Source organism: Lentzea sp. NBC_00516, assembly GCF_036346835.1.
Classification (GTDB): domain Bacteria; phylum Actinomycetota; class Actinomycetes; order Mycobacteriales; family Pseudonocardiaceae; genus Lentzea; species Lentzea sokolovensis.
The window spans coordinates 3,693,154-3,718,057 of the sequence record NZ_CP107840.1 but is presented as its reverse complement, the minus strand read 5'-3'; the positions used below and the strand labels follow the sequence as shown (position 1 = coordinate 3,718,057).

At 70.1% G+C, this 24,904-nt stretch carries 17 protein-coding genes; 14 read left to right on the top strand and 3 right to left on the bottom strand.

Annotated elements, in window-relative coordinates; genetic code table 11:
- Window positions 1–367: 367 nt before the first annotated feature.
- The 4 genes from OG205_RS16590 to OG205_RS16575 are packed head-to-tail and all read left to right on the top strand — an operon-like array spanning window position 368 to window position 1,999.
- Window positions 368–754, top strand: coding sequence for a hypothetical protein (locus OG205_RS16590; RefSeq protein ID WP_330277145.1), 387 nt, complete (start codon window positions 368–370; stop codon window positions 752–754).
- Window positions 755–786: 32 nt separating this feature from the next.
- The gene (locus OG205_RS16585) at window positions 787–1,167 is read left to right on the top strand and encodes a hypothetical protein (protein WP_330277144.1); all 381 of its coding nucleotides are present in this window, start codon (window positions 787–789) and stop codon (window positions 1,165–1,167) included.
- 32 nt (window positions 1,168–1,199) lie between these two features.
- Complete coding sequence (locus OG205_RS16580) at window positions 1,200–1,589, top strand: hypothetical protein (protein ID WP_330277143.1); 390 nt, start codon at window positions 1,200–1,202, stop codon at window positions 1,587–1,589.
- A complete protein-coding gene (locus tag OG205_RS16575; RefSeq protein WP_330277142.1) occupies window positions 1,529–1,999 on the top strand; it encodes a hypothetical protein in 471 nt (156 codons plus the stop codon). The genes OG205_RS16580 and OG205_RS16575 overlap by 61 nt, the downstream gene beginning before the upstream one ends.
- Window positions 2,000–2,875: 876 nt before the next feature.
- Here OG205_RS16575 and OG205_RS16570 read toward each other — a convergent pair.
- Entirely contained in the window at window positions 2,876–5,491 is a 2,616-nt protein-coding gene (locus tag OG205_RS16570; RefSeq protein ID WP_330277141.1) for a helix-turn-helix transcriptional regulator, read from the bottom strand.
- 269 nt (window positions 5,492–5,760) lie between these two features.
- Between OG205_RS16570 and OG205_RS16565 the strand changes: the two genes are divergently transcribed.
- From OG205_RS16565 to OG205_RS16525, 9 genes are all read left to right on the top strand, one after another.
- Complete coding sequence (locus OG205_RS16565; RefSeq protein ID WP_330277140.1) at window positions 5,761–8,190, top strand: right-handed parallel beta-helix repeat-containing protein; 2,430 nt, start codon at window positions 5,761–5,763, stop codon at window positions 8,188–8,190.
- A 216-nt stretch (window positions 8,191–8,406) separates the two neighbouring features.
- Window positions 8,407–11,082: a helix-turn-helix transcriptional regulator gene (locus tag OG205_RS16560; protein WP_330277139.1), complete on the top strand. Its 2,676-nt coding sequence runs from the start codon at window positions 8,407–8,409 to the stop codon at window positions 11,080–11,082.
- A gap of 496 nt (window positions 11,083–11,578) precedes the next feature.
- Window positions 11,579–14,254, top strand: a complete 2,676-nt coding sequence (locus tag OG205_RS16555; protein WP_330277138.1) for a helix-turn-helix transcriptional regulator — start codon at window positions 11,579–11,581, stop codon at window positions 14,252–14,254.
- The gene (locus tag OG205_RS16550; RefSeq protein WP_330277137.1) at window positions 14,251–16,665 is read left to right on the top strand and encodes a hypothetical protein; all 2,415 of its coding nucleotides are present in this window, start codon (window positions 14,251–14,253) and stop codon (window positions 16,663–16,665) included. Before OG205_RS16555 ends, OG205_RS16550 begins: the two co-directional genes overlap by 4 nt.
- Window positions 16,662–19,466, top strand: coding sequence for an ATP-binding protein (locus OG205_RS16545; protein ID WP_330277136.1), 2,805 nt, complete (start codon window positions 16,662–16,664; stop codon window positions 19,464–19,466). Before OG205_RS16550 ends, OG205_RS16545 begins: the two co-directional genes overlap by 4 nt.
- Before the next feature lie 361 nt (window positions 19,467–19,827).
- The gene (locus OG205_RS16540; RefSeq protein WP_330277135.1) at window positions 19,828–20,775 is read left to right on the top strand and encodes a PucR family transcriptional regulator; all 948 of its coding nucleotides are present in this window, start codon (window positions 19,828–19,830) and stop codon (window positions 20,773–20,775) included.
- A 355-nt stretch (window positions 20,776–21,130) separates the two neighbouring features.
- Window positions 21,131–21,430, top strand: a complete 300-nt coding sequence (locus OG205_RS16535; RefSeq protein WP_330277134.1) for a hypothetical protein — start codon at window positions 21,131–21,133, stop codon at window positions 21,428–21,430.
- Window positions 21,385–21,519 carry a hypothetical protein gene (locus OG205_RS16530; RefSeq protein WP_330277133.1) on the top strand — a complete coding sequence of 45 codons (135 nt, stop codon included), beginning with the start codon at window positions 21,385–21,387 and terminating at the stop codon, window positions 21,517–21,519. Before OG205_RS16535 ends, OG205_RS16530 begins: the two co-directional genes overlap by 46 nt.
- A 305-nt stretch (window positions 21,520–21,824) precedes the next feature.
- Window positions 21,825–22,517 carry a GH12 family glycosyl hydrolase domain-containing protein gene (locus OG205_RS16525; protein ID WP_330277132.1) on the top strand — a complete coding sequence of 231 codons (693 nt, stop codon included), beginning with the start codon at window positions 21,825–21,827 and terminating at the stop codon, window positions 22,515–22,517.
- 129 nt (window positions 22,518–22,646) lie between these two features.
- Here the strand turns inward: OG205_RS16525 and OG205_RS16520 are convergent, their stop codons facing one another.
- A complete protein-coding gene (locus tag OG205_RS16520; RefSeq protein ID WP_330277131.1) occupies window positions 22,647–23,237 on the bottom strand; it encodes a superoxide dismutase family protein in 591 nt (196 codons plus the stop codon).
- 246 nt (window positions 23,238–23,483) lie between these two features.
- On the opposite strand from OG205_RS16520, the gene OG205_RS16515 reads away from it, so the two are divergent.
- Complete coding sequence (locus OG205_RS16515; protein ID WP_330277130.1) at window positions 23,484–24,491, top strand: class I SAM-dependent methyltransferase; 1,008 nt, start codon at window positions 23,484–23,486, stop codon at window positions 24,489–24,491.
- Between the two features lie 98 nt (window positions 24,492–24,589).
- On the opposite strand, the gene OG205_RS16510 is transcribed toward OG205_RS16515, so the two are convergent.
- Window positions 24,590–24,889 carry a hypothetical protein gene (locus OG205_RS16510; protein ID WP_330277129.1) on the bottom strand — a complete coding sequence of 100 codons (300 nt, stop codon included), beginning with the start codon at window positions 24,887–24,889 and terminating at the stop codon, window positions 24,590–24,592.
- Window positions 24,890–24,904: the final 15 nt, after the last annotated feature.

Below are 24,904 nucleotides of genomic sequence, written 5' to 3'. Positions count from 1 at the left end.
CACCGAACAGGCTGGGTACGGACCCGGCACGCCTTGCCCTCGGACGTTGATGGGGAGCTGTACTCAACCCTGCAAGGTCCGAGTACAGCTCAAGTTCGCGCGGTAGGAGAACGCGGCGCTTGATCAGGTCCGCGTCCTCGAGACCGTCATCGTGCAGCCAGTGCCGCCGCATGGTGATCAAGCCGGACGCGATCCAGGGCACGAGCCTCCGGTTCGCCGCACGCTGACTCCGCACGGGAGCAGGTCAGCCACCGAGTTTCCGCACCAGACGAGATTTTTTCTGAAAAGCTCCGCGTTTCATTACATGAAGCCGAGAATTCGTCACCCTTACATCGAGTTCATCACCGACTCAGGCGAAGGAATGTAGATGGCGAATTCTGTTCGGACCAAAACGCTCGGGCTGGCAGGTGCCCTCACGGCGGCACTGGCGACGGTTACTCTCGCGAACGCACCCGCCCAGGCAGCCACCTGCAATGCGCCGTCAGGCGAGTCGTGTGTGCGGATCATCAACCGCACCAGCCACATTCACAGCGCGCGCGAGAACAGGACGAACCGCTGCCTGACCGGCACCGCCCCCGGACGGACAAGCCAGTACAGCAACGTCTCGTTCAACTACTGGCGACACCACCTGCAGCTCACGGGCTACACGGGTCACAACTGCGAGGGCAACACCCGGACCAGCTCTTTCTACAGCACCGGATGGAACGGACCCGACTCCGGCAACTTCTACACCACCACTCTCTACAACGCGTGACCTTGAATCAGTCCCAGGCGCAGGAAACATCGATGACGACTTCGACTCGAACGCGAGTGCTCGGGCTGGCAGGCGCCCTCGTCACCGCGCTGGCGACGCTCACCATCGCGAACGCACCTGCCCAGGCGGCCGGCTGCACCGCAACGGGAGGCGAGTCGTGCCTGCGGATCATCAACAACACCAATCAGATCCACAGCGTGCGCGAATCCAAGACGAACCGCTGCCTGCTCGGCATTCACCCCGGCCGGACCCGCGTTTACGACAACATCCACTTCAACGTCAACGACCAGCCGCAGTTCAGGGGCTTCACCGGCTCCAACTGCGAGGGCAACACCGTGTTCAACGCGTGGCGGGGCAACGGATGGGGACCCGACTCCGGCAACTACTTCACCCTCGCTATCCGCAACGCGTGACTTTGAATCAGCCACAAGCGAAGGAAACATCGATGACGAACTCGACTCGAACGCGAGTGTTCGGGCTGGCAGGCGCCCTCGTCACCGCGCTGGCGACGCTCACCATCGCCAACGCATCCGCCCAGGCAGCCGGCTGCACCGCAAAGTCAGGCCAGTCGTGCCTGCGGATCACCAACAACACCAGTCACATCCACAGCGTGCGCGAGGACAAGACGAACCGCTGCCTGCTCGGCATCCACCCCGGACGGACCAACAGTTACAACAACATCCACTTCAACCGCAGCGACAACCTGCGGTTCTGGGGCTACACCGGCTCCAACTGCGAGGGCAACACCGTGAACACAGCGTGGTGGGGCAATGGATGGGCGGGACCCAACTCCGGCAACTACCTCTCCACCACTCTCCAGAACGCGGGATCTTAAGTCAGCCGCGAGCGAAGGAAACATCGAGGACGACTTCGACTCGAACGAGAGCGCTCGGGCTGGCGGGCGTTCTCGTCACCGCGCTGGCGACGCTCACCATCGCGAACGCACCCGCTCAGACGGCCGGCTGTACCGCACCGTCAGGCGAGTCGTGCCTGCGGATCATCAACAACACCAATCAGATCCGCAGCCTGAGTGAAGGCAAGACGAACCGCTGCCTGCTCGGCATCCACCCCGGACGGACCCGCGCGTACAACGCCATCAAGTTCGACCGCCGCGACCACCTGGGGTTCTGGGGCTTCACCGGCTCCAACTGCGAGGGCAACACCGTGAACACAGTGTGGTGGGGCGACGGATGGGCGGGACCCGACTCCGGCAACTACCTCTCCACCACTCTCTACAACGGGTGACCGATGACGGGTGCCATTAGTCTCGATCTTCATGGGGGCTGTGGGCTCTGGTGGTCGATCCGCAGCGTCTGCTGATGTCGCCGGGCGTCAACACGCTGACCATCCGGCGCGGCAGCGACGGCGATCACCGATTCGTTTTGCACGAACGAGACGGCGGCAAGGTCGCAGACGGCGGCGGGCTCTGCCACGTCATGCCGGTCGGTGAGCTCCAGCCGTCATCAGTTGACCCGACCGACGTCTACAACGACTTCTCCGTGTGGCGCGACATCATGCGCGAGTTCTCCGAAGAGCTCCTTGGAAACCCAGAGCACGACGGGAACAGTCCGCAGCTGATCGACCACGCCAACGAACAGCCTTTCAAGTCCTTCGAGCAAGCACGCGCCGGTGGACATCTCCGCTTGTGGCACCACAGGCCAGTGTCCCGCGCCGGAGATCCGCCATCAAAGTCCCGCCGCGTGCGGTTGGGTGGCGGCGTGTCGGGGCGCGACACGCCGTGGCGGGGACTGCGAATCAGACACAGGATTTCCGACGCAGCTAGCGATCGATCCGCTGGAACTTGGCGCCGTTCAGCTCACCGTCGCGGTAGTCGACGACGGCGCATTCGACGGATTGTTCGCGGACCTTGTGCGTACCAACGATGAGGCAAGATCGTTGGCGGAAACGGGCGAACCGACATGCCGTTCCGGATGGGGCCATCGACCGTGTGAACCCACGGCTGTCAGCCAGCGCCCTGACTCTACTGCGGTTGGCTTGGAGGGACAGGGCACGACTGCTTCAGGAAGATCGCGGCGTCCAGACTTGCAGCCCGATCTCCATGCGGATTTGGTCGGCCAAACCTGTCCCTCCGTCAACGTGGCGACGGGGTGAAGGCGCGCGTCACGCGGTGAAGCGGCCGGTCAGCATGGCGGCGGCGAGTTCGACCCGCGAGCGGTATCCGGTGCGGGAGAACAGCCGCGACAGCCGGCCCTCGACGCTCTTCTCGCTGGTGTCGAGCAACGTCGCGATCTGCTTGTTGCCGAGACCGTCGGTCACCAGCACCGCCAGCAACCGCTCGTTCTCGGCCACCGTCGCCTGCCGGCCCGGCACCGGGATGCCGTGGGTGCGCATCAGGTTGCGCAATACCGATCGGTGCAGCAGCGCGTCCACGGTGCCCGCTGCCTCGTAGGCCTCCGACAGCAGTTCCGGTGCGCCGACACCGAACCGGACCAGGCGTTCGAGCCCTTCGGCCCGCTCCAGCGGTGGCCGGGTGCGGAGCAGTGCGGCCGCTTCGGTGGCCGTGCCGCGGTCGGCGTGCACGGTCGAGTGCAGGACGAGTCTGCTGATCTCGGCCTGTTCGGTGTTCATCTGCTTCGCCACCGCGGTGACGCGGTGGAGGTAGCACGGCAACAACGTCAGGTCGCCTTGTCCGACGGCGATGTCCGCCAACGACATCCACAGCAGGTCGGTCAACGCCACCACCTCCGTCGCCTCCGCGTGGTCCAGTGCCCGCACGAGTACGGAGACGGCGTCCGAGTCGCGGCCGAACAGGACGTGGTGCGCGGCCTCGGCCGCGGCGAGCAGGTGGGGGAGTGCGGGCGTCCGCGCGCGAGCGGTGTTGGTCATCTCCACCGCCCGGACGAGCTTTCCCTTGCGCAGCAGCAGAATCGCCGCGAGGTGGAACATGACGCTCTGGCCGGGACCACAGCCTGTGCCCGGTTCCGTGGCGACACTCTTGCGCACCAGCTCCAGCGCCTCGTCCGCCCGCCCGCCGCCCGCGGCCAGCGTGGCCAGGCACGCGGTGGTGAGGCGGACCGGTGCCCGCCCGGTCAGTGCGAGCAGCGGTTCGGCGCGGCGCAGCTCGCCCAGCGCCACCAGCACCTCGGCGTCCCGCCGGAGCAGGTCGGTCACCTGTTCGCCGACCGTCACGCGCGCGGGCAGAGCCGTGACCTCGGAGTCGAAGGCGGCCGAGTCACCGAGCCACAACCGGGTGATCGTCCCGAGGTCGCGCAGGTGTCGTTCGACCAGGTGGGCGTCCGGGTCGCGGTGCAGCTCGGCCAGCACCTGCCAGGCCGTCCGCCAGTCGCCCAGCAGCGACAGCGCGGCGGCACGGCCGATGGTGCGCTGCGCGACGCTGCCCGGCCACGGCCACCACACGCCCTCCGCGACCCTGCTCAGCGTCTCGCGCTCACCTGCCGCGTGCAGGGCGGCGAGGTGGCTGAGGCAGACGTCGACGAACTGGTCGTCCGGCAGGTCGTCGAGGTGCTCGTGCAGCACGGTGTCCGTCGAGTCCAGTGCCCGGTGGGCGGCGCCGTGGGCCAGGCAGCCGCGGGCGTGGGCGAGGAGGATCCCGGCCCGCTCGGTCCGCTGCGCCGCCAGGTCGGCCGCGGCCCGCAGCCATCGCAACGGCCGGTCGTCGCCGTCCGGCGTCGCGCGCTGGGCGTGGTCCAGCAGCTCGGTGCGGGCCCGGCCGGCGTGAACCAGGTTGCCGGCGTCGGTGAGCTGGTCGGGCAGGAAGGCCGGGTCGGCGCACTCGGCCGTGCCGTGCCACAGCGCGGTCACCGCGATCTGGGCGATCCGGCGCCGTTCGTAGGGGCCGAGCGCGGCCCGGAGCGCGCATTGCAGGAGCGGCAGCCGGAACCGCCACACCTGCCGCCCCCGGACAGGCAGCAGCACGCCCGCGTCGGCGAGCGTCTGAAGCAGAGCGGCGGCCTCGGACTCCGGCTCGCCCAGCACCTGGCCGGTCAGGCGGGACACCGCGGGGCCGAGCGGGGCGAGCACGGCGACCGCCTTGGCCGCGCTCCACAGCGGGAGCCCGAGTCCGCGGACACCGGCCAGCAGGTCGTCGTACCCGGCAGACTGGACCTGGGCGGGCCAGGCCGAGAGGTAGGAGTGGCGGTCGACCGCGGTGATCGCGCCGCTGTCCGCGCCGATCCGGAGCACGGTGCCGACGGCGCTCGGCCATCCCAGCGTCCTCGACCAGAGCCGATCGCACAGTGCGGTTTCCGGCAGCGCGCCGGTCATCGACACCACCAGCTCCGGCAGCTCCCGGCGGGACACCGGCCGCAACGTCACCGGGCGCACCAGACCGTCGCGGTGCAGCCGGGCGAACACCGCGGCGAAAGCGGACCTGGTCTGTGGCGGCAACGGCAACGTGACGGTGAGAAGGCACCGAGCACCCGCGGCGGCGACCTGCCGCGCCAGCGCCTCCAGCGCGCCCACCGCCGGGGCCGGCAGGCGGTGCACGTTCGCCAGGACCGTCACCGCGTCCTGGCACCCCCGCAGCAGCCCACCGGCGGTCAGCAGGTCAGCGCCCGCGGTCGACTCGCTGAACGACAGGTCGACGACCTTGAACCGCTGATCGTGCCGCCGGCGGATCTCGTCGACCACGGTCGCGAGGTCGGCTTCCGACCGGCCGCACACCACCGTCAGCGGGGCACCGGTGGCTGAGCCGAGCCCATCGGTGAGGACTGCCGCCAGGCGTTCGGCGGGGACCAGGAGTGGATCTTGCTGCACGGGGCGCTCTACCGGTTCGGATCGCGGGACGGTGGTGACTGGACCGGGGTCCGTGAGGGAACTCCCTGGAGTGCCTCGGGGTTCGCCGCCGGCCGCACCGGACCTGGCACTGTGGCGCCACACTATGGCAACCGGCGGACAGCCGCCATGCGAGCGTGCGCAGGTGTCCTCCGTGGATTGCGGAACTTCTTGCGCGTGTTCAGGCATGCGCGGCTGATCGCGGTCGGCGGCAGGCAGGATCGGACGCGACGCAGACGGGAGGAAACGAGTTGGGCCACGACGTGATCACGGTCAACGCCTCTGCGGCTCGCGGGCACCGGTCCATTTCGGACGCCGTGGCGTCCGCTGTGGACGGTTCCGTGATCCTGGTGAGTGCCGGCAAGTACCAGGAGTCCCTAGTACTGACCAAGGCTGTCACCATCACCGCCGAGGACGGTCCGGGCACCGTCGAACTGCTCGCCGCGGACGGGCCCGCGGTGCTGCTCCACGCCGGGTCCGCCGCGCTGACCGGATTGACCATCTCCTGCGCCGACACCGACTCGCCCGCCGTGCTCGTGGGCGGGGGCCAGCTGAGCTTCACCGAGTGCCGGATCGGGGCTTCCGCGTGGGCCGCGGTCTACGCCACAGGCAAGGGCGCGGTGCTGATGCGCGGCTGCGAGGTCCGCAACCCGGCCGGCGCCGGCGTCGTGATCACCTCCGGCGGCAACCTGATGGACTCCTGCCAGCTGCTCGACCTCGGCACGTCGGGCGTGGTGATCGCCGAGCACGGCGAGCTGATGATGCGCGCGTGCGGCGTGCGGGACGCGGGCGGCAACGGCATCTGCCTCAACGGGCACGGCCGGATCACGGTGACCGACTCGACCGTCACCGCCACCGCCAAGCCGGCCGTGGCGGTCGAACAGCACGCGAGCGCGATGGCCACCCGCCTCGCGGTGAGCGACGTCGACGGCATCGGCTTCTACCTGGCGTCCTCCGGCGAGATCCTGCTCGAGGACAGCTCCGTGACCGGCTCCGGCGCCGAAGGTGTGTTCGCCGCCGAGTCCTGCGCCCCGGTGCTGCGCCGGTTCAAGGTCCGCAAGGCCAGGGAGCACGGCTACCTGTTCACCGGTCAGGCCGGCGGCACCGCCGAGGACTGCGAGGCCCGTGACGTCGTCGGTGCCGGCATCGGGGTGACCGACCGCGGCACCACCGAGATCATCCGTGCCTCCGTGTCGTCCTGCACGGGCGCCGGCGTGCGGCTGAGCACCTCGGCGGACCCGTTCTTCCGCAGGCTGCACGTGGCCGGCTGCGACGGCACGGCGATCGAGGCCGCCGAGGGCGCGCTGGGCAAGTTCGAGAACGTCGAGCTGGAGCGGTGCGGCCGCAACGGCGTCGCGGTGCTCACCGGGGCCCGCACCTCCATCACGGGGGCGAGCGTCCGCGCCACCGCGGGCGCCGGCGTGCTCGTGCGCGGGGCCGCGCTGAGCCTGACCGACTGCGAGATCGCCGAGTCCGGTGGCGACGGCGTGTTCGTGGACGGCGCCGGTGAGATCGCCGCGGTCCGCTGCCGGGTCCGAGACGGCAAGGGCAGTGGTTTCCTGTTCGGTGTCGGTTCCTCCGGCACGCTGGAGGAGTCCGAGTTCTCCGCGAACAACGCCGACGGCATCGGCGTGCAGAGCGAGCTGAGCATCCGGATAGCCGACTGCCTGGTGCGCGACAACCGCGGCTCCGGCCTGCGGCAGACCAGGGCCAGCACCGCGCTGCAGGTGCTGGACCTGCGCAGCACGGGCAACGCCACGCGGGACGCGTACGGATCGGTGTCGGCGAGCGGCACCACCACGACGAAGGCCGCGGCACCGAGCGCTGGAGGTACTGCGCTGCCGCAGCAGCAGGAGGAACGCGCTGCCGGCAACGACCCGATCAGCGAGCTCAACGCGCTGGTCGGCCTGGAGGGGGTCAAGCGCGAGGTCAACTCGCTGGTCAACCTCAACCTGATGGCCAAGCGCCGGGTGGAGGCAGGGCTCTCGGCGCCTCCGATGGCCCGGCACCTCGTGTTCGCCGGGGCTCCCGGCACCGGCAAGACCACGGTCGCCCGGCTCTACGGCACGGTTCTCGCCGACCTGGGCGTGCTGCGCTCCGGCCACCTCGTGGAGGTCGCGCGCGCGGACCTCGTCGCCCAGGTCATCGGCGGCACGGCGATCAAGACCACCGAGGTGTTCACCTCCGCGCTCGGCGGCGTCCTGTTCGTCGACGAGGCCTACACGCTCGCCGCCGGGCAGGGTGGCAACGGCCCCGACTTCGGTCGCGAGGCGATCGACACGCTGCTCAAGCTGATGGAGGACCACCGCGAGGACGTGGTCGTGATCGCCGCCGGCTACTCGCGCGAAATGGTCGAGTTCCTGCGCTCCAACCCCGGTATGGAGTCGCGGTTCAGCCGCACCATCGAGTTCGCGAACTACAGCGCCGACGAGCTGGTCACGATCGTGCGGTCGCAGTGCAAGCGGCACGACTACCGGCTCGACGAGAGCGCGGCCGAGGCGCTCGCCGACTACTTCGAGCGGATCCCCAAGGACGGCACGTTCGGCAACGGCCGCACCGCGCGCAAGGTGTTCGAGGTGATGGCCGACCGGCAGGCGTCCCGGCTCGCGATGTCCGCCGAGGTGACCGCTGTGGACATGACCGTCCTCCTGGCGGATGACTTCGACGCCTCGATGGTGTGATCTCCGCTCGCCACGCATTTCGCGGAAAGTATTCAGCGATACGCTGAAACCGCTGGACGGCGGCGTTGTCTGCAATGCTGCGAACTTTGCGGAAAGTCTTTCGCGATACGGCTTGTTTTTTGGTTTTCTGCTTAGCCTTGCGTTCATCGTCACTACCCGCTCGTGATCCCGCCGGCGCCCGGACTGCCGGGCGAATTCAGGCGAGGAGAGGTGATCGTGGTCAACGAACGCAAAGCTGTGGTTGGGCGCGCGGCCGAGCTGGCGGCCCTGGGCGAATGCGCGAACGCGGATGCGGACGCACTGGTCCTCCTGCGCGGGCTCGACGGGATCGGCAGGACCGCTCTTCTGGACGAATTCGCGCGGACGGTCCGTGAGCGTGGAATTCGCGTTGTCGCGCTTCCGTGTACGGCCGAGGAAGAGCGCTGGGACCTGTTCCGGGTGAAGGCGGTCACCGAGTTCTTCCGGCACTCGTTCGCCGAGTTCGGTAGCCCGAAGGTGCTCGAGTCCCTCGCGGCGGTCAACAGGGCGTGCCACCCGGCTGCCTACGAGTCGACGCGGTCTCGGATCGCGCTGTTCGCCGACCTGGTGCGGCTTTTCGAGCACGTTCGCGCTGTTGGACCCGTGGTGGTGCTCGTCGACGACGTGCACACCGCGGCACGGCCGGCGCATGCGCTGGCCGCCGCGCGGAGGGCCGGGTGCACCGTCGTCGCGACCTGCCGGGCGGACGGCGTGGTCAGCGGGCCGGCCGCGCTGGGCGGGCTCGCGGACCGGGTGCTCGATCTCGGCCCGATGTCCGGCGACGACATCGGCGCCCTGCTCAACCGTGCCGCCGGCGGCCGGCTGGACCTGGCCGTCCTGCCCGCGGTGCGCACCGCGCTGGGGCCGCTCGCCGGCCACCCCGCCGCCGCGCTGGCCCTGCTCGACGAGGTGCGCCGCGACGGTGGCCTGACCGACGTGCTCGGCAGGCTGTGCCTGCGCGAGCGGGGTCCGGATCTCGCGCTGTCCGCCTCTCATCACCTTGTCCGCCGCACGACCGAGCTGGGCGACGTGGCGGCCCCGCTGGTCGCGCTCGCCGCCGGGTGCGCGCGGTTCGGTCTCGACGAGCTACCGCTGTTCGCCGAGGCGTTCGGGCAGGATCTGGCCCGCTGCGGTGAGGTGGTCGACCGGCTGGTCGCGGCGGGTGTGCTGCGATGCGACGGTGACGGCGTGCTGAGCGCGCCCGGCCCGGCCCTGGCAAACGCGATCGTCCGCACGCTCGGTGTCGGCGGACGGGCTGCCGTGCACCGCACGTTCGTCCGTCACCTGCTCGACAATGGATCGGCCCGGCCGCCGGTCACCATGGACAGCGTCGCGCTCGCGGGCACCGCCCTGCCGCGGGACCCGTCGCTCGTGCCCGCGCTGGAGGGTGGGGCGGCACGACTGCCGCGGACCGGCCTGGAGCAGACAGCCCGCTGGTGCCGCGCCGCGCTGTGGCACTGCCCGCCGGGGTCCGCCGACCACGACCGTCTCCTGCGGACCGCCCTGCACCTGCTCGTGCGGGCCGGGGACTACGAGCTGCTGGCCGAGGTCACCGAGGAGGCCGTCACCGCGGGTGCGGGACACGGCTACCGCTACGAACTCGCGGCCGCCGCCGCCCTCGCCGCTGTCCACATCGGACGCCCACTGCCCGCGACGGTGCACGGCGCGCTGGCGGGCCATGCCGAGACCGCCGCCCCGCTGACGTTCGCGGCTGGCTGGTTCGCCGGGACGCCGCTGCGGGTGAGTGACATGGCAGCCGCCTTCAGCGCGTTCCGGGCCAAGCCCTGCGCCGTCGTCGACCTGGCCGAGATCGAGACGATCAGGGCCGCGGACGACGACCACGATGTGGTGGCGATGTTCCGCCTCGCGCTGGGCGAGGAGTACGGCGAGCCAGCACACGGCCCGCTCGCGATCTACAGCAGGCTCGTGCGGGACTACCTCGGCGGCCGGTGGCAGCGCGTCGTGTCGGACGCCAGGCGGCTGGAGCTGCTCGGGTCGCCGCACGTCGCGATCCACGACGTCGCCCGCCTGCTCGCCGCGGAGGTCCTGTCCTCCACAGGCGACGGCAAGGGCGCTTCGCGGTGGCTGGAACTGCTCGACGAGCACTGCCCGTTCCCCGCGTTGCGCGCGTGGACGCAGATGGGGCTCGCCTACCGGGCAGCCGGGTGGCACCAGGCGATCGCGTGCGGCTGGGCGGCGATGGAGCGGATCCGGGACGAGGCGGACCTGGACAACGTCTTGGGACTGCAGTGGTACCTCGTCCGCCTCGGCTTCCTGCACCGGTCGGTCGGCGACGAACCGTCGCTGACGCGGGTGCACACGGAGGCCGGGCGATGGCACACGCGGTTCGGTGGATCCGGCCTGCGCACGGCTGAGCTGATCCTGCGCGGGCTGGTCGAGCGGGACGCCACCGCGGCCGCCGAGGCGGTGGAGCTGACACGGTCGCGGGGTAGCCAGGCCGAGCTGATGCGCGCGTGCATCACGACGGCCTACGTCTGCAGCGAGCCGGCCAAGTGGTACCAGGAGGCGCTGGGCATCGCGAAGGCCCTCGGCGAGGGCTGGATGGACGCCCACATCCGGCGGGAGATGAGCGAGGCAGGGGTGGCGCCGCCCCGCGAGCGCGCCGCGCGTGAGGACTTCTCCGAGGTCGAGCTGCGGATCATCAGCCTGGTGAAGCAGGGCAGGACCAACCGGCAGATCGCCACGTCGGTCCGGATGAGCGAGAAGACCGTGGAGAACTACCTGACGCGGTTGTTCTCCAGGACGGGCTGTCGCACGCGGCTCGACCTGGCGGCCGCGAGCCTGGAAGGGCGGCTCGTCCGGCTGACCGACCGCGACACCGCCGAGGCGGGGCGGCTGGCAGGGGCACGCTGATCTCATTCGTGGCGTGCCCTTGGCACCGGGTGGCTTTCTGCCTGGCGCGCCAGGCGTGAATACCCCGCCGACGTTCCACGGCGCGACAGTTCCATTCGGTCGTTTGTCGATCGAGAAAGTCTCGCGGTATCCGAACGACCTGACGGTGGGTATCCAGGAGTCCGCGCTGCCCGCGTGGTGACCACCTGAACGGCTGAGTGAAGGTCTGGCGAGCGAACTTGTCACCCTTGCGGGTGGACTCGCGTAATGAGATGTGCGGTGGTGCTTCTCGCCCGGAAGCGCGTCATGGGGGCCACGCTGAGCGTCTCATCAGGTGAACCGCCGAAAACATGACCGCCTGCGTCGATTCGGCCCGAACCTCAAGGGGTGCTCAAGTTGTCGAAACAGTGCGACGAATGTGAGTAACCTGTTGCAAGAGTGCAAGTTGTACCAAATGCTGAATGCCTGAATTTCATTCGGCCTGGTGTGACGCCACTGCGGGCAAGAGGAGTCGAGGATGACGCTGTCCGAAGATGATGGTGCTCGACTCACGATCCGGCGGCCGGTCGGCCGCGGTCGCGAGCTGCGTCAGCTGGTGGCGGGGGTCAGGGACGCCGGCTCCGGCCGGATCGGTCTTCTGCACCTGCGCGGACCGCGTGCCATCGGGAAGTCCTCGCTCGTCGAGCTGCTGCGCGCCGAGGTGTGCGGCGAGGCGGACGTGCTCGTGACCACCTGCAAGAGCCAGGAGGACTTCGCGGCCGCGAAGGGCCTGTTCGGCGCGGCGCAGGTCGGCACGCTGCTGTCCGGTCGTGACGAGTACGCGCGGCTCTACGCGATGAACGACCTGGTGGTCCAGCGCACGACGGACGACCGGCCGTTGGTGCTCGTGCTCGACGACGCCCACCGCTGCGACCGTGCGACCGCGCGCTGGCTCGGAGTTCTCAGCCGCCGCATCCCGGAGCCGCGGGTCTACGTCGTGCTGGTCTACCCGTGCGCCGAGCGCCTCGTGGCAGAGGCGATGTTCGCCGACCTCAGCGGTGCGCTCGACACGACCACCATCGACCTGGGGCCGTTCAGCGAAGCCGATCTGACCGACCTGGTCGAGCGGGAGTGCGGGTTCACCCCTGGTCGCGAGCTCGTCCTCGCCGGTCTGGCGTCGGGTGCCGGCCTGCCCCAGGTCGCACTGGCGTGGGCAGGCAAGCTCGCGGCACAGGGCGGCACGCCCGACGTCGAGGCGGAGGCCACCGCGTGGCACCTCGCCTGGCTCGAGGACCAGCCGGAGGAGATGCGCCGGTACGTCACCGCACTGGCGGTGGTCGGCAGCGCCGAACCCGCGAGCGCGGCGGCACTCGCCGAGATCCCGTCGGCGGCGGCCGAGGCGAACCGCACGGAACTCACCACTGTCGACGCCCTGACGGCCGACGGGCGGTTCCGGTCGGCCGCGTTGCGCGAACGCCTGCTCGACGCACTCGACCAGGACGAGCTGTGTTCGCTCAGGACACGAGCGGCACGTCTGCTGACGGACGAGGGCCGCCCGCAGGAAGAGGTCTCCGAGCTGGTCATGCTGCTGCCCGCGCTGACGGAAGTGTGGATGTTCTGCACGCTGCGCGGCGCGGCGCGGCACGGCACGTTGAGCCCGGAACTGGCGGTCCGCTACCTGCGGCGCGTGCTGGACACGGTCCCCGGTCACATCGAGACCCGGCTGGAGCTGGCGACCCACCTGGTCGAGTTCGACCTCTCGGCGGCGACGGACGTCTACGCCGAGCTGCTCGCCGACGTCACCGATCCCGTGGTCCGCGCCTCGGTCGCGGCCCAGCTCGGCGGGGTGGCGCAGCGGGCGGGCCGGGGCCCGGAGGCGTTCCGGCCGCTCGCCGGCTACCTCGCCGAGGAGCGCGCGAACGGCGGCCTCGCGGCGATCGATCCCGAGCTGCGTGCCCAGATCGAGGCCGTGGCGCTGGTAAACGGGTTCGGCAGCTCCACCACCGTCGCCGAGGCCATGAGCCTGGCTCGCACCATCATCGCGCCGGAAGGCAGGGCGGAGGGCGGCCGCCTGCTGGCCCAGCAGCTCGCCAGGGCCGAGATGCTGCGCGGCGACTCACTGCCCACGGCGCTGGCCTACCTCCGGTCCGCGTTGCCCGCGGCAGGTGGTTCGCGCGCGTCGTGGGACGTCTTCCCGGCCGTGGCGCTGCACTTCTGCGGTGCGCGGGCCGAGGCGATGACGCTCGCGAACGAGGTCGTCGTCGCCATGGAGCGCAGTGGCGACATCCCCGCGCGCAAGCTCGCGCTCGCGATGCGCGCAGGGCTCGCGTACGAGGCCGGCGAACTGGTCGACGCGGAGCGCGACGCCCGTGCGGTGCTGGCGATCGACCCTCACGACGAGGACTTCGCCGCGCTGACCGTGCTGGCGTCGGTACTGGTGCGGCGCGGCGACACCGACCAGACCGGGCAGTTGATGGACCGCATGCGCTCGCCGCGCGACCCGGTCGAGCACGGCTGGGCGATGAACGCCAAGGCCCACTGGTTGTGGAACCGCGGTGACGCCGACGGGGCGCTCGAGATGCTGCGGAAGTGCGGCCGGGAGTTCGACGCGATGGGCGTGCGGAACCCGGTGCTCGTCCCGTGGTGGCTCGACGGCGCCTCGGTGGCGATGCGCCTGGGCCGCTCCGGTGAAGCGGCCGAGTTCGCCGCGCGCGGTGCCGACGCCGCGCTCAGGTGGGACACCGCGGCCGCGCGGGGCTACGCGCTGCTCGCCCGAGGACTGAGCACGGGTCACGTCGAGACGCTGGAGCAGTCGGTGGCCGAGCTCGCCGAGGCGGGCGCGCGGCTGCACGAGGCGACGGCGTTGCGTGCGCTGGGCACCGCGTTGATGCACGGGCAGCACGAGAAGGAAGCCCGCAAACACCTGCGGGCGGCGATGGACATGGCGGTGCGCTGCGGCGCCACCAGGGCCGCGGACCGGGCGCACGAGCTGCTGACCGCCGCGGGCGGGCGGCTGAGCGCGGCGCACACCTCTCCCAAGGACGCGCTGACCAGCGGTGAGCTCAGGGTGGCGGAACTCGCCGCGAAAGGGCTGACCAACCGGGAGATCGCGGAGAGGCTGTACGTCACCGTGCGCACGGTGGAAAGCCACCTCTCGAACGCCTATCGAAAGCTGGGCGCTCAGACCCGCGCCGAGCTCGCGGTGCAGCTGTGACGGGCCCGGCGGGTGCGACGGAACTGGTCGAGCGTGGCGCCGCGCTGGCCGTGCTGGACCGCGCGGTGCGCCTGCTGGCCTCCGGCCGGTCGTCGTCGCTGGAGATCTCCGGGCATCGCGGCACGGGCCGGACCGCCGTGCTGAACCACGCGGTCGACGTCGGCCTGCGTTCCGGGCTCACCGTGCTGACCGCCGCGGGCGGATCCGAGGCACTGGCGGGATCCGGTGCGGTGGTCGCGGAGCTCATGTCCCAGCTGGACTGCGCGGACCGCGACGCGGCCATCGGCCACCTGGTGGAGCTGGCCCGCACCACGCCCGTGCTGATCGCCGTGGACGACGCGGACCTGCTCGACGCCGAGTCGGTCGCCTGGCTGGCGAGCCTCGCCTGCCGGGCCGTCCAGGTCCCGATGGTGATCGTGGTCGCCACGGACACCTGCCGGCCGGTGCTGCACGAGGCGACGACGGTGCCGTTGCGCCCGCTGGGGGACGAAGGCATCTCGGAACTGGTGACCAGGAGGTTCGGCAGGCAGGGCGACGAGAAGTTCGTCAGAGCTATGCGCGACCGCACCGGCGGCCGCGTCTCGGCGCTGCGGCCACTGCTCGACCGGTGTGCCGAGGAACGCCTGAGTCCGGACAGGGCCCATCTCGAGGCGATGGCCGGCATCGCGGCCGATGTGCTCGCCGACGCCACGGCGCAGACCCTGCGTTCGCTGCCGGCCGAGGTCGTCGAGCTGCTCAGGGTCGTCGTGATCTGCGGCCCGCGGTATCCGGTGGACCTCATGGGCGGGCTCGCCCGGTTGCGGACGATCTCCACGGGGCGTGCTCTCGATCTGCTGGTCTGCGCCGGTCTGGTCACCGACGCCGGCAAACCGGAGCTGACCGCCGGTGTCCCGGCCTCGCGGGTGCTGGAGGGAATGCCGGCGGGGGAGCGCGAGGACCTCTACTCCCGGGCGGCACGACTGGGACACCAGTGCGCCCTCGTCCGCAGCGAGGTGGCGCGGCTGCTGACCGGGGCTGCGGCGTTGGGCGAGGCGTGGGTGGTGCCACTGCTCAGGGCGGTGGCCAAGGACGAGATGGACGGCGGACGCCATGGTGAGACCGTCGGGCTGCTGCGCCGCGCGCTGATCGAACAGGTCGAGCCGGTGGTGCGGGCGGAACTCGTGCTGGAGCTCGCCGTCGCGGAGTGCGCGGTCGCGCCGGCCGCCGCCGACCGCAGGCTCGCCAGGATGCTGCTCGAACCGCAGCCGCCGGAGTGCGCGGACCTCCGGCTGACGGCGGCGGACCTGCTCTGGGCACGCGGTGACGCGGCCCTGCTCCGCCGCACCCTCAGCGCGGTGCGGTCGGCGGGAGGGGACCACGACCCGGCCACGGCGCTGTACTGGATCGCCGACGACGCTCCGATCGACGTGCCCGAACTCGGCATTCTCGACATCGCCGAGCTGCCCACCTCGTCCGGAAGCCCCGACCGGGCGGGGATCGCCGCGTGGATGTGCGCGTCGAACGGCACCGACGTCGCGCAGACCAGGTCATTGGCGAACATGGCCCTGGCCGCGCCGGCCACGTTGCTCACCTCCCGGTTGTTCGCCTGCCTGGCGCTCGCCGCGGCCGACGACGTCGCCGAGGCCGTCGCCGGGCTGGACGCCGTCATCGCCGAGGCCCGCAGGAGAGGGCTGACGCCGATCGTGCCGCAGGGGCTGATGATGCGCGCCAAGGTGTTCGGGATGACAGGGGATCTGGACAAGGCCGCTGCCGACATGGAGCAGGCGGAGCTCGAGTACCCGCTGACGAACCTGCATCCGGACGCGCGGCCCATCATGGTCGCGGCGAACATTCTGGTGAGCATCGAGCGCGGGCAGGTCGACCGCGCGATCGAGCTGGCGGCGAGCCAGCCGGACGAACGACTCGGGTTCGGCTACGCGCGCACGTTCTTCAACTTCGCCCGCGCCTTGCTGGCACTGGTGACCGGTGATCCAGCCGAGGCCGTGGTGCGGGCGGACGAGTGCGGCCGCTGGATGCTGTCCCGGCAGTGGCTGAACCCTGCCGCACTGCCGTGGCGCTCGGTCGCCGTGGTGGCACTGAGCGCGACCGGTGACCGCGAGCGGGCGCTGCGGCTGTGCGCGCGGGATCTCGAGTTCGCCCAGCGCTGGGGCGTGGCCAGCACCACCGCCCGCGCCCATCTGAGCTTCGCGGCGGTGACCGGCGAGGTGGGGCACCTGCGGGAGGCCGTCCGGTTGCTCACCGATTCACCGTTCCGCCTGATGCGTGCGAACGCACTGCTCGAGCTCGCCGCGGTCGTGGGACCCGAGGCGGCCGCGCCGCTGCTGAGGGAAGCCGCGGAGATCGCCGTGCTGTGCCGGTCGACCCCGCTGATCCACCGGGCCCGCGGGCTCGGCTGGGAGCCCACCGGATGACCAAGGGGTACGCGGCAGGCGTGCTGCTCGAACGTGACGACGAGATGTCACTCGTCAGTGAGGCGCTTCTGCGTGCTCGCGACGGCACGGGCAGCGTTGTGGTGCTGGCAGGCCCACTGGGCAACGGCAAGACCGCGTTGTTGCGCGCGACAGCCCGGCACTCTGCCGCGGCGTCGTTCTCCGTGCTGCACGTTTCGGCCACGCCGATGGAGCGTGATCATGACTACGGGGTGGTCCGCCAGCTGCTCGAACCGGCGCTGGCCCGCGCACCCCAGCAGGTGTGGACAGGTCCCGCCGCGTTCGCCCGCCCGGTGTTCACCCCGGGCGGCGGCCAGGCCGGGCAACCGGACGACGCCGAACAGTCCGTCCACCTCGGCCTGCTGAGCCTCGGGCGCCACCTCGGCCGGGAACAGCCGACGTTCCTGCTGATCGACGATCTCCAGTGGGTCGACGACCGGTCGCTGGCCGTGCTCGAGGCAGTGGCCCGGCGCGTTCGGCACCTGCGCGCGGTGATGCTGGTGACAGTGCGAGAGGGAGATCCGCTCGCCGACCGCCCCGCGGTCACGTCGATCCTCGCGGCGGCGACCCACCGCGTGCGCCCGCGTCCGCTGGGCCCGGCCGCGGCCGCCCAGCTCGTGCGGGCGAAGCTCGGACGTGAGTGCGACGAGGAGTTCGGTCTGGCCTGTCATGACGCGACCGGCGGCAACCCGCTGCTGCTGACGGCACTCGCATTGGCGTGGGCGATGGGTGGGCAGGCGCCGGTCGCGGCGAACGCCTGCCTCGTGCGCGATCTGCGTCCGGCCCAGGCACGGGAGCGGTTCACGGCGTGCATGCGGGCGCTGCCGGAGCCGGTCCAGCGGCTGCTGAAGGCGGCGGCCGTGCTGGAGGACGCGGCCGAGCCGGACGTGATGAGCGCGGTCGCGCAGCTCGACGAGTCGTCGGCGGCAGAGGCCGTTCGCGGCCTGCGCAAGCTCGGCCTCTTCGCCGGTGACGGCTTCGCCCACCCCGGCGTACGGGGTGCGGTCGACGACCTGATGACCGCCGCCGAGCGGGAACAGCTGCACCTGCGGGCCGTTCGCCTGTTGCACGACTTCGGCAAGTCCGCGGAGTCGGTGGCCGACCAGCTCCTCTCGATCACCGTGCCGCAGGGCGCGTGGGCGGTCGAGGTCCTGCGGGACGCGGCGCAGATCGCGGTGCGCCGCGGTGCACCCGAAACGGCGGTCACCTACCTGCGTCGCGCTCTGCTGGACACCTCTGTCGACGGTCAGGACCGGGCCACCGTCCTGGTCGACCTGGCGAACGCGGAACGCCAGTTCGACATCCACGCGGCGATCCGGACCGTTTCCTACGCGGTCGCGCTGCTACCGGGTCCACGGGAACGCGCCGCGGCGTTGATCAGGCTCACTCCGGCGGTGATGGGCGACGCGCCGGAGGCCATCGTGTCCGTGCTGCGGAAGGTCGTCGAGGAGTTCGGTCCCGCGGAGCACCTGGACGGGGTCGATCGCGACCTCGCGCTGCGGCTCGAGGCACGGATGCGTTACGTCGGCAGGAGGGGCACGACGGGGCTCGCCTCCACATACGCTCGGCTGACCGAGCTGGAAGATGCCCAGCGCGCTGACAGCGGAGCGGAACGCGAGCTGCTGTCGGTGCTGGTCAACTCGGCGGCACTGGCGGTGCGCGCCCCGGCGGGCCGGGTGGCCGCACTCGCCGAACAACTGCTGGCGCGCGAGCCCGCGTCCTCGCCGCACTCGCCCAGCGTGGCGCCGTTGCTGGTGACCGCGCTGGCCATCGCGGACTCGCCGGGCGTGACCGAGAGCTGGCTCGACCGGGCGCTGGAGGCCGCGCGCCAGAGTGGTGACGTCGTCGAGCAGGCGATGATCCGCACCGAGCAGTCGCTGGTCCACCTCCTGTCCGGCAGGGTGGCGCACGCGACGCGAGCCGCGTCCGAAGCGCTCGACCTGGGGGCCTGGAAGTGGAGTGCCGTCGGCACCTCGGCCGGTGTCGTGGCGGGGACCGTCGCGCTCCAGCTCGGCGATCCGGTCCTGATCGACCGAATGCTCTCCTCGGTCGAGATTTATCCGGCGAACCCTTCGCTGGCCACGATCACCGGTCTGCTGCGCGGTCACGCCGCGGTCCTGCGCGGCGAGCTCGCCTCGGCCGCGCTGATCCTGACCGACTGCGGGACCCAGCTGGACCGCGCGAGCTGGCGCAACCCCGTGTTCTTCGCGTGGCGGTCGTCGCTCGCGCTCGTCAAGTTCAAGCTCGGTGACGTCTCCGCCGCGATCGGGCTCGCCGAGGAGGAACGGCTGATCGCGGAGGAGTGGGGAGCCGCGTCGGGCATCGGCAGAACGCTGCGCGTGCTAGGGCGGATCGTCGGCGGTGAGGCCGGCCGGGAGCTGACCGGGCGAGCGGTCGACGTGCTCGAGAAATCGGCACATCGGCTGGAGCTCGTGCATGCGATGCGGCAATGGGCGGAAATGTCCGAAAGCGAATCGGCCTGGCGTTCCTGCCTCAATCTCGCCGAGGAGATCGGTGCCCAGGCAGTTGTGCAACGTGCTCGTACCGCGCTAGGTGCCGGTGCGCCTGCCACAACGGGCGTAAAACTGACCCGGTCGGAACAGAAGGTCGCGATGCTCGCCGTCGGCGGCCGTTCGAACCAGGAAATCGCCGCTGTGCTGGACGTCACTTCCCGGGCCGTCGAGAAACACCTCACCAACACCTATCGCAAACTCGGTGTCCGGGGCCGTTCGGAACTCGCGGAAGCGCTGCGAAGGGCTGCGGCGGCCGCACCGGCGGAGTGACGCGTAGTCACTGAGTTGGCCCACTTGGTCGATACAGGTCGGGTACTGCGCTGCTCTGAACAGTCCATTCGGGACCGCACCATGGGATGGATCCCGACCGTACCGTCACGCTGTGTGAACCCCGAACCGAACCATGGGTAGAACGGCACCACAGTATTTGGTACCTGACGTTGACCGGGACTCACGCTCGTACCTAACCTTTTCGTAGATCGGCGGAACTTACTGCGAACTATCGGATCGTGAACCGAGATGTTCGGAGCAAGTGGGAACTCACCCCCGGTGGTGGGTTCGATGTGGTGCATGAGTTGTCCGGAATCGTGTTTCGCTGACACGACCGTGCCTTGGGGAAGGTGGATCGACAATGGCGGAAGCCGTGGCCGAGTGGGTTTCTTCGGTGGATGTCAAGACCTCGTACGCGGGACTGCGGCCGGTGAGTGACACCGCGCCCAGCTCGGCGGATTTCATGGCCAGGGTGCGGGCTGTCGGCGAGAAGTGGGCAGGCGACCGGCGCAGCGACCTGGTGGACACGTTGCTCCAGGCGGCCGCGGGCAACCCCGAGCTCGTGGACATGGTGCGCAACAGCGGTTCGCTCCTGGCGGAGTTCATGGAGGGCTTTCAGCGCAACGGCGCGGGTCCGGCCATGAGCGTGCCGCGTGATCTGGCCGCCGAACTGATCGCGGGTCGCCCGGTGCCGCAGGCCGTGCTCGACAGCCTGGCCTCCCGGTACCTGATCGTCGTCGTGCGGGGCTCCGTGATGGGGCGTGGCAAGGCTGTTCCGGCCGAGCTCGCCGGCCCTGGCGTGCTCAGCACGCGCCACGACGGCGACCTCGTGCTGCTCGTCCCGGACGTCGATGCCACCCGCACCTCCCGCGTGACCGGGCACCTGGACCAGTGGCTGAACGGTGAGGGCTGGCTGGTGATCGCGAAGCGAGGCCGGGCGCAGCTCGCGGAGGGCTTCAAGGAGGCGGGCGATGTCATGCGGCTCGTCGCCGCGGGCAGGCGTCCCAGTGGCAGCTACAGCATCTCGGACGTCCTGGTCGAGTACGCGGTGATCCGCCACGAAGGCGTCGCCCAGAACCTCGCCGCCGTGATCAAGCCGCTGCGCGCGCACGCCGTGCTGTGGGAGACGCTCACCGCCCTGATCGACGCGGACTACAACCGCAACAAGGCGGCGAAGAACCTCTTCATCCACCGCAGCACGCTCGACTACCGCCTGCAGAGGATCGCGAGCGTCACGGGATGCGACCCCACGAGCGGGCGAGGCGTTCAGCTGCTCACCACCGCGTTGATCGCCGACTCGGTGCGCTGACGAACGGCACCGGCGGGTGGCTAGATCGTGACCAGCCGATCGGTGTGCATCCTGGAGCGTCGAAAAGGCGCGCCGGTGTGGTTGAAAGGATTTTTGCCTCCCTGCTGAGTGGGGACGAGGGCGGGCGACCGGGTCGTCGACCGTAGTCGAACATCGACGCGATATCGGTCGAAATCATCGAACACCCTGATGTTCACTTGACGTGCGGTTTTCCGCATGTCTCATTTTTTGGGCCTCATCGAAGCGCTTCGATTTATAGAGGCGAAGCGCTTCGCGGTAAGCGGCGATGCTGTGCCGCTGCAGGACCGGAGGTGTCGGTGTCCACCATCGCTGACGTGGCGAGACCCGCGAGCGCGTGCAGGACGGCATCCGGCTGCTGGGCTACCGCCCGCACGCCGACGTACGGCGTCCGGCCAACAGCCGGACGAACTCGCTCGCCCTCGTCCTGCCTCTGCGGGAGGGCGTGCGACTGCCCATGGTCATGCGTTTCGTCATCTCGGTCGTCACCGCTGCCCTCAAGCACGAGATGGACGTGCACAACGAGGCGGTGCTGAGCTGGGTCGTGGACTGCCTGCGCGCGGAGGGACGGCGGTGCCCGACGACGTCGCCGTGGTCGCGATCTGTCCGGACGAGCTCGGCAAGCGGCTGGCACTGACCTCGGTCCAGCTCCCCGTCGAGGCGCTGGGACGTCGGGCCGTCGAGCTGCTGATGGCCAGGCTGGGCGGCAACGGCCGCCACCGCTGACCCTGCTGCCACCGAGCCCGACCGGTCGCACCGGTCCGGTGCGACCGGCGCTCGGGAACCCGGTTCTGCGGTTCGGCGAACCGCCCGGACGAGCAGGTTGAGCGACCGCAGGCTCCTTTCGGCATCTCATTTCGACTGTTCGAACGCTGGGGCATCCGAAATTCGCGGATAGTTCTTCGGTGAATGCATCGAAATGTGTCCAGTAGTTGCGAGCGGAGTTTTCGGTGTTATCTTGCTTTTCAAGCGAAACGCTTCCACTTTGGGTGGCGCGAATTCCGTTCAAATGATATGCGGGAAGGAAATCGATGACGAAGATCATTCGTGCACTGACTGTCGCCCTGGTGGCCGCCCTGACGGTCTCGGCCGGGGCCGGCATCGCGATGGCCGCGGCCTGGGACTCGACGAACAGGTGGGGGACCTGGTCGAACGGGGGTTACACGGTTCGCAACAACGTGTGGGGCAACGGCTCCGGACCTCAGTCGATCTGGGCCAACTCCTACAGCAACTGGGGCGTCAACTCGAATCAGCCCAACACCGGCGGGGTGAAGTCCTACCCGCACGCGGAGAAGAGGATCAACCGCAAGCTGAGCTCGATCGGCAGCCTCACGAGCAACTTCAACGTCTCCTACCCGAACTCGGGTTCCTACACCACGGCGTACGACATCTGGGCGAACAACAACGCCTACGAGATCATGCTGTGGGTCAACAAGGTCGGCAACGTCGGCCCGATCGGCTCCCGGCAGGCGACGGTGTCGGTGGGCGGTCACAGCTGGGACGTCTACCGCGGCTCGAACGGCTCGAACCAGGTGTTCTCGTTCGTCCGCAAGGGCAACACCGGGGCCGGCTCGGTCGACATCAAAGCTGTCATGAACTGGATTCGCAGCAAGGGCTGGTTCGGCGACGTGACGATCGGCGCCGTGCAGTTCGGCTACGAGATCACCTCGTCCCGCGGTGGCCTGAACTTCAGGACCAACAGCTTTTCGGTCTCCAGCCGCTGAGTCCGCGGCTCGACAATAACGAGAAGGGCGCTGCCCGCCGGATCAACCGGCGGGCAGCGCCCTGTCTGTTCCGTGCTGTGCGGGAGGGTGGACCGAGCAGACGTTTCAGGGTGGGTCGGTGAGCGTGGGTCAGAAAGCGTTGGTCAGGCAGGCCAGCCGGTCACCCGCGGTGCCCGCCTTGCCGGCTTCGGTGTGCGTGTGCGACGCGTGCACGACGACCGCGTTCGCCTCGCCCTTGCGGAACTCCCAGCCCACGGTCGCCTCGGCCGTCGCCGCGCCCTTGTCGTCGGTGGTGAAGTCGAGCCAGATCTCGTTGGCCGCGTTCGCGAACTTCGGGTCGACCGACGGCGACACCGGGTCCTTCTCGTGCTGGTAGTGCGGGCCGGAGTCGGCCGGCTTCGCTCCGCACGCCTTCGTATGCACGTGCGAGCCGTACTTGGTGCCCGGCAGCAGCCCAGTGACCGTCAGCGTCACCGTCGTCCGGCCGTTCTCGACCTTCGCGGACGTGGCGAGCCGCGCGCCGACCGGAGCCCGCTTCGCGTCGTAGGTGATGGCCTTCGGCTGGTCACCGGCAGCGGCGGGCTCGGCGACCGAGGTACCCGCCACCGGGGCGACGGCGGCCGAGGTAGGGGAAGATGCCTCCGGGGCATCGGGGGAGCAGGCGGCAAGCCCGCCCGCGAACAGGGCGGCCCCGATGACGGCCGACGCAGTCGTGCGCAACGTGTTCTCCTCACTCGAATGTCTTAAGTGGACGATAGACGCGGGCGTTGGATCAGATTGCCGCGCCGCACCCCGAACTTCGCTGAAAGAATCGAGATTTAGTCCGAAGAGGACAAATGAGGACTGCGCGCTGTCAGCCGTTCGCGGAAGAAGTTCCACCGTCGTCCGAACCCGTCCCCGCGGCGGGAAGCACGTGCGAACATGCCGTGATCAGTGCGCACAGTTTGGTGGCCGAGAGGACTGGTCGTGACGTACCCGAGTGTTTCGGTCGGCAGGCCGACGACTTCGGTCCAGCTGGACCTCGTCAGTCTCGCCGCGATGGCGTCGGCCCTGGAGCTGGAGCCCGGCGCGGTGAGATCGGTCGGCGACACCGTGCGGGCGCTGCGGGTCGTCCGGTGGCACGAGTGGCTCGTCCGCCGATGGCTGCGGGCACTGGCGCAGCACGGCGTGGTCGACCTCGACGGCGACGTTTACCGCGTGCTCGGTGAGGTGTCCGGCGCCGGCGTCGGCGAGCTGGATCTGCTGCACACGCGGCTCCGGATCACCGACGAGGTCGCGTTGCTGCACCGTCGCGCACTCCCGCAACTGCCGGCCCTGCTCAGGGACGACGTGACCGCGGCCCAGCTGCTCGCGCCGGACCGCACGGTGCTCGGCGCGCTGGCGGGGGAACGCCTGTGCCTGTTCACGGCGGAACTCGACGAAGCCTGCGCCGAACTCGTCCAGCGGGCAGCTTTGGACCGGCCGCAGCCGGTGCGGGTGGTGGAGCTCGGCTGTGGGACCGGCCGTCTGACGACGGCGGTGCTCAAGGAGTCGCCGTTCCTGCTCGAGCACTACCGGTTCACCGACATTTCCGGACAGCCCCTGCGCGCGGAGACGCTTGACGTGAACCAGGACTTCGCCGCGCAGGGCTTCCTGCCGGGCACCGCCGACGTGGTCGTCGCGGGGCACACGCTGCACCACGCGGTCAACCTCTGCCGGACGCTGGTGCGCATCCACGATCTGCTGGTGCCGGGAGGCGAGCTCGTGTTCACGACCCCGATCGGCGACGACCCGGTCGCGCTCACCTCGACCCACTTCCTGCACTCGCCGCAGCGAGGCGGGGAGGTTCCGCGCGGAGGCGAGATCTTCCCGAGCAGCCACGTGTGGCAGACCGCGTTGCGCGCCGCCGGCTTCGTGCTCAAGACGGAGGTGTCGGTGGGAGGCCGGTCATCGGCGCGCCATCACATGTTCCACGCCGTCCGTGATGTGGCGTGACGACCGGCGCCCGTGACGCGGGACCCGCTGAACGAGCGAACCCGGCCACCGTGACGGTGGCCGGGTTCGAAGTCGTGGCCCAGGGGGACAGCGTCAGCTCATCCCCTCAATTCCATGTCCTGGCAGGCGATCCAGGCTTTGAAACGCCTGCTCGGCGGGTTGTTCACGTAGTCGTGGACCCAGTAGCGGACGACCGTTCCGCCCTTTTCGCGGCAGAAGCCCTTGAGTCCAGGAAAGTCCAACTGCGCATCGGAATAGCTGTTGGTGAACGGGGCACTCCAGACCAAGTCTCCCCTTGTCGTGGCCGCAGCGGTGGCGGTGGTCATGCCGACGAGCGCCAGCGCGGCGAGGCAGCTCGCGAGCAGCTTGCCCGCCGTGCGCTTCTTCTGAGCGTCCAAGGTGATGATCTCCCT

What these genes read in the sequence shown, in the direction of transcription:
- OG205_RS16525 (WP_330277132.1), top strand. Translation starts at nt 21,825, where the DNA reads ATGACGAAGATCATTCGTGCACTGACTGTCGCCCTGGTGGCCGCCCTG.
- OG205_RS16575 (WP_330277142.1), top strand. Translation starts at nt 1,529, where the DNA reads ATGGGCGGGACCCAACTCCGGCAACTACCTCTCCACCACTCTCCAGAA.
- OG205_RS16585 (WP_330277144.1), top strand. Translation starts at nt 787, where the DNA reads ATGACGACTTCGACTCGAACGCGAGTGCTCGGGCTGGCAGGCGCCCTC.
- OG205_RS16540 (WP_330277135.1), top strand. Translation starts at nt 19,828, where the DNA reads ATGGCGGAAGCCGTGGCCGAGTGGGTTTCTTCGGTGGATGTCAAGACC.
- OG205_RS16545 (WP_330277136.1), top strand. Translation starts at nt 16,662, where the DNA reads ATGACCAAGGGGTACGCGGCAGGCGTGCTGCTCGAACGTGACGACGAG.
- OG205_RS16590 (WP_330277145.1), top strand. Translation starts at nt 368, where the DNA reads ATGGCGAATTCTGTTCGGACCAAAACGCTCGGGCTGGCAGGTGCCCTC.
- OG205_RS16555 (WP_330277138.1), top strand. Translation starts at nt 11,579, where the DNA reads ATGACGCTGTCCGAAGATGATGGTGCTCGACTCACGATCCGGCGGCCG.
- OG205_RS16580 (WP_330277143.1), top strand. Translation starts at nt 1,200, where the DNA reads ATGACGAACTCGACTCGAACGCGAGTGTTCGGGCTGGCAGGCGCCCTC.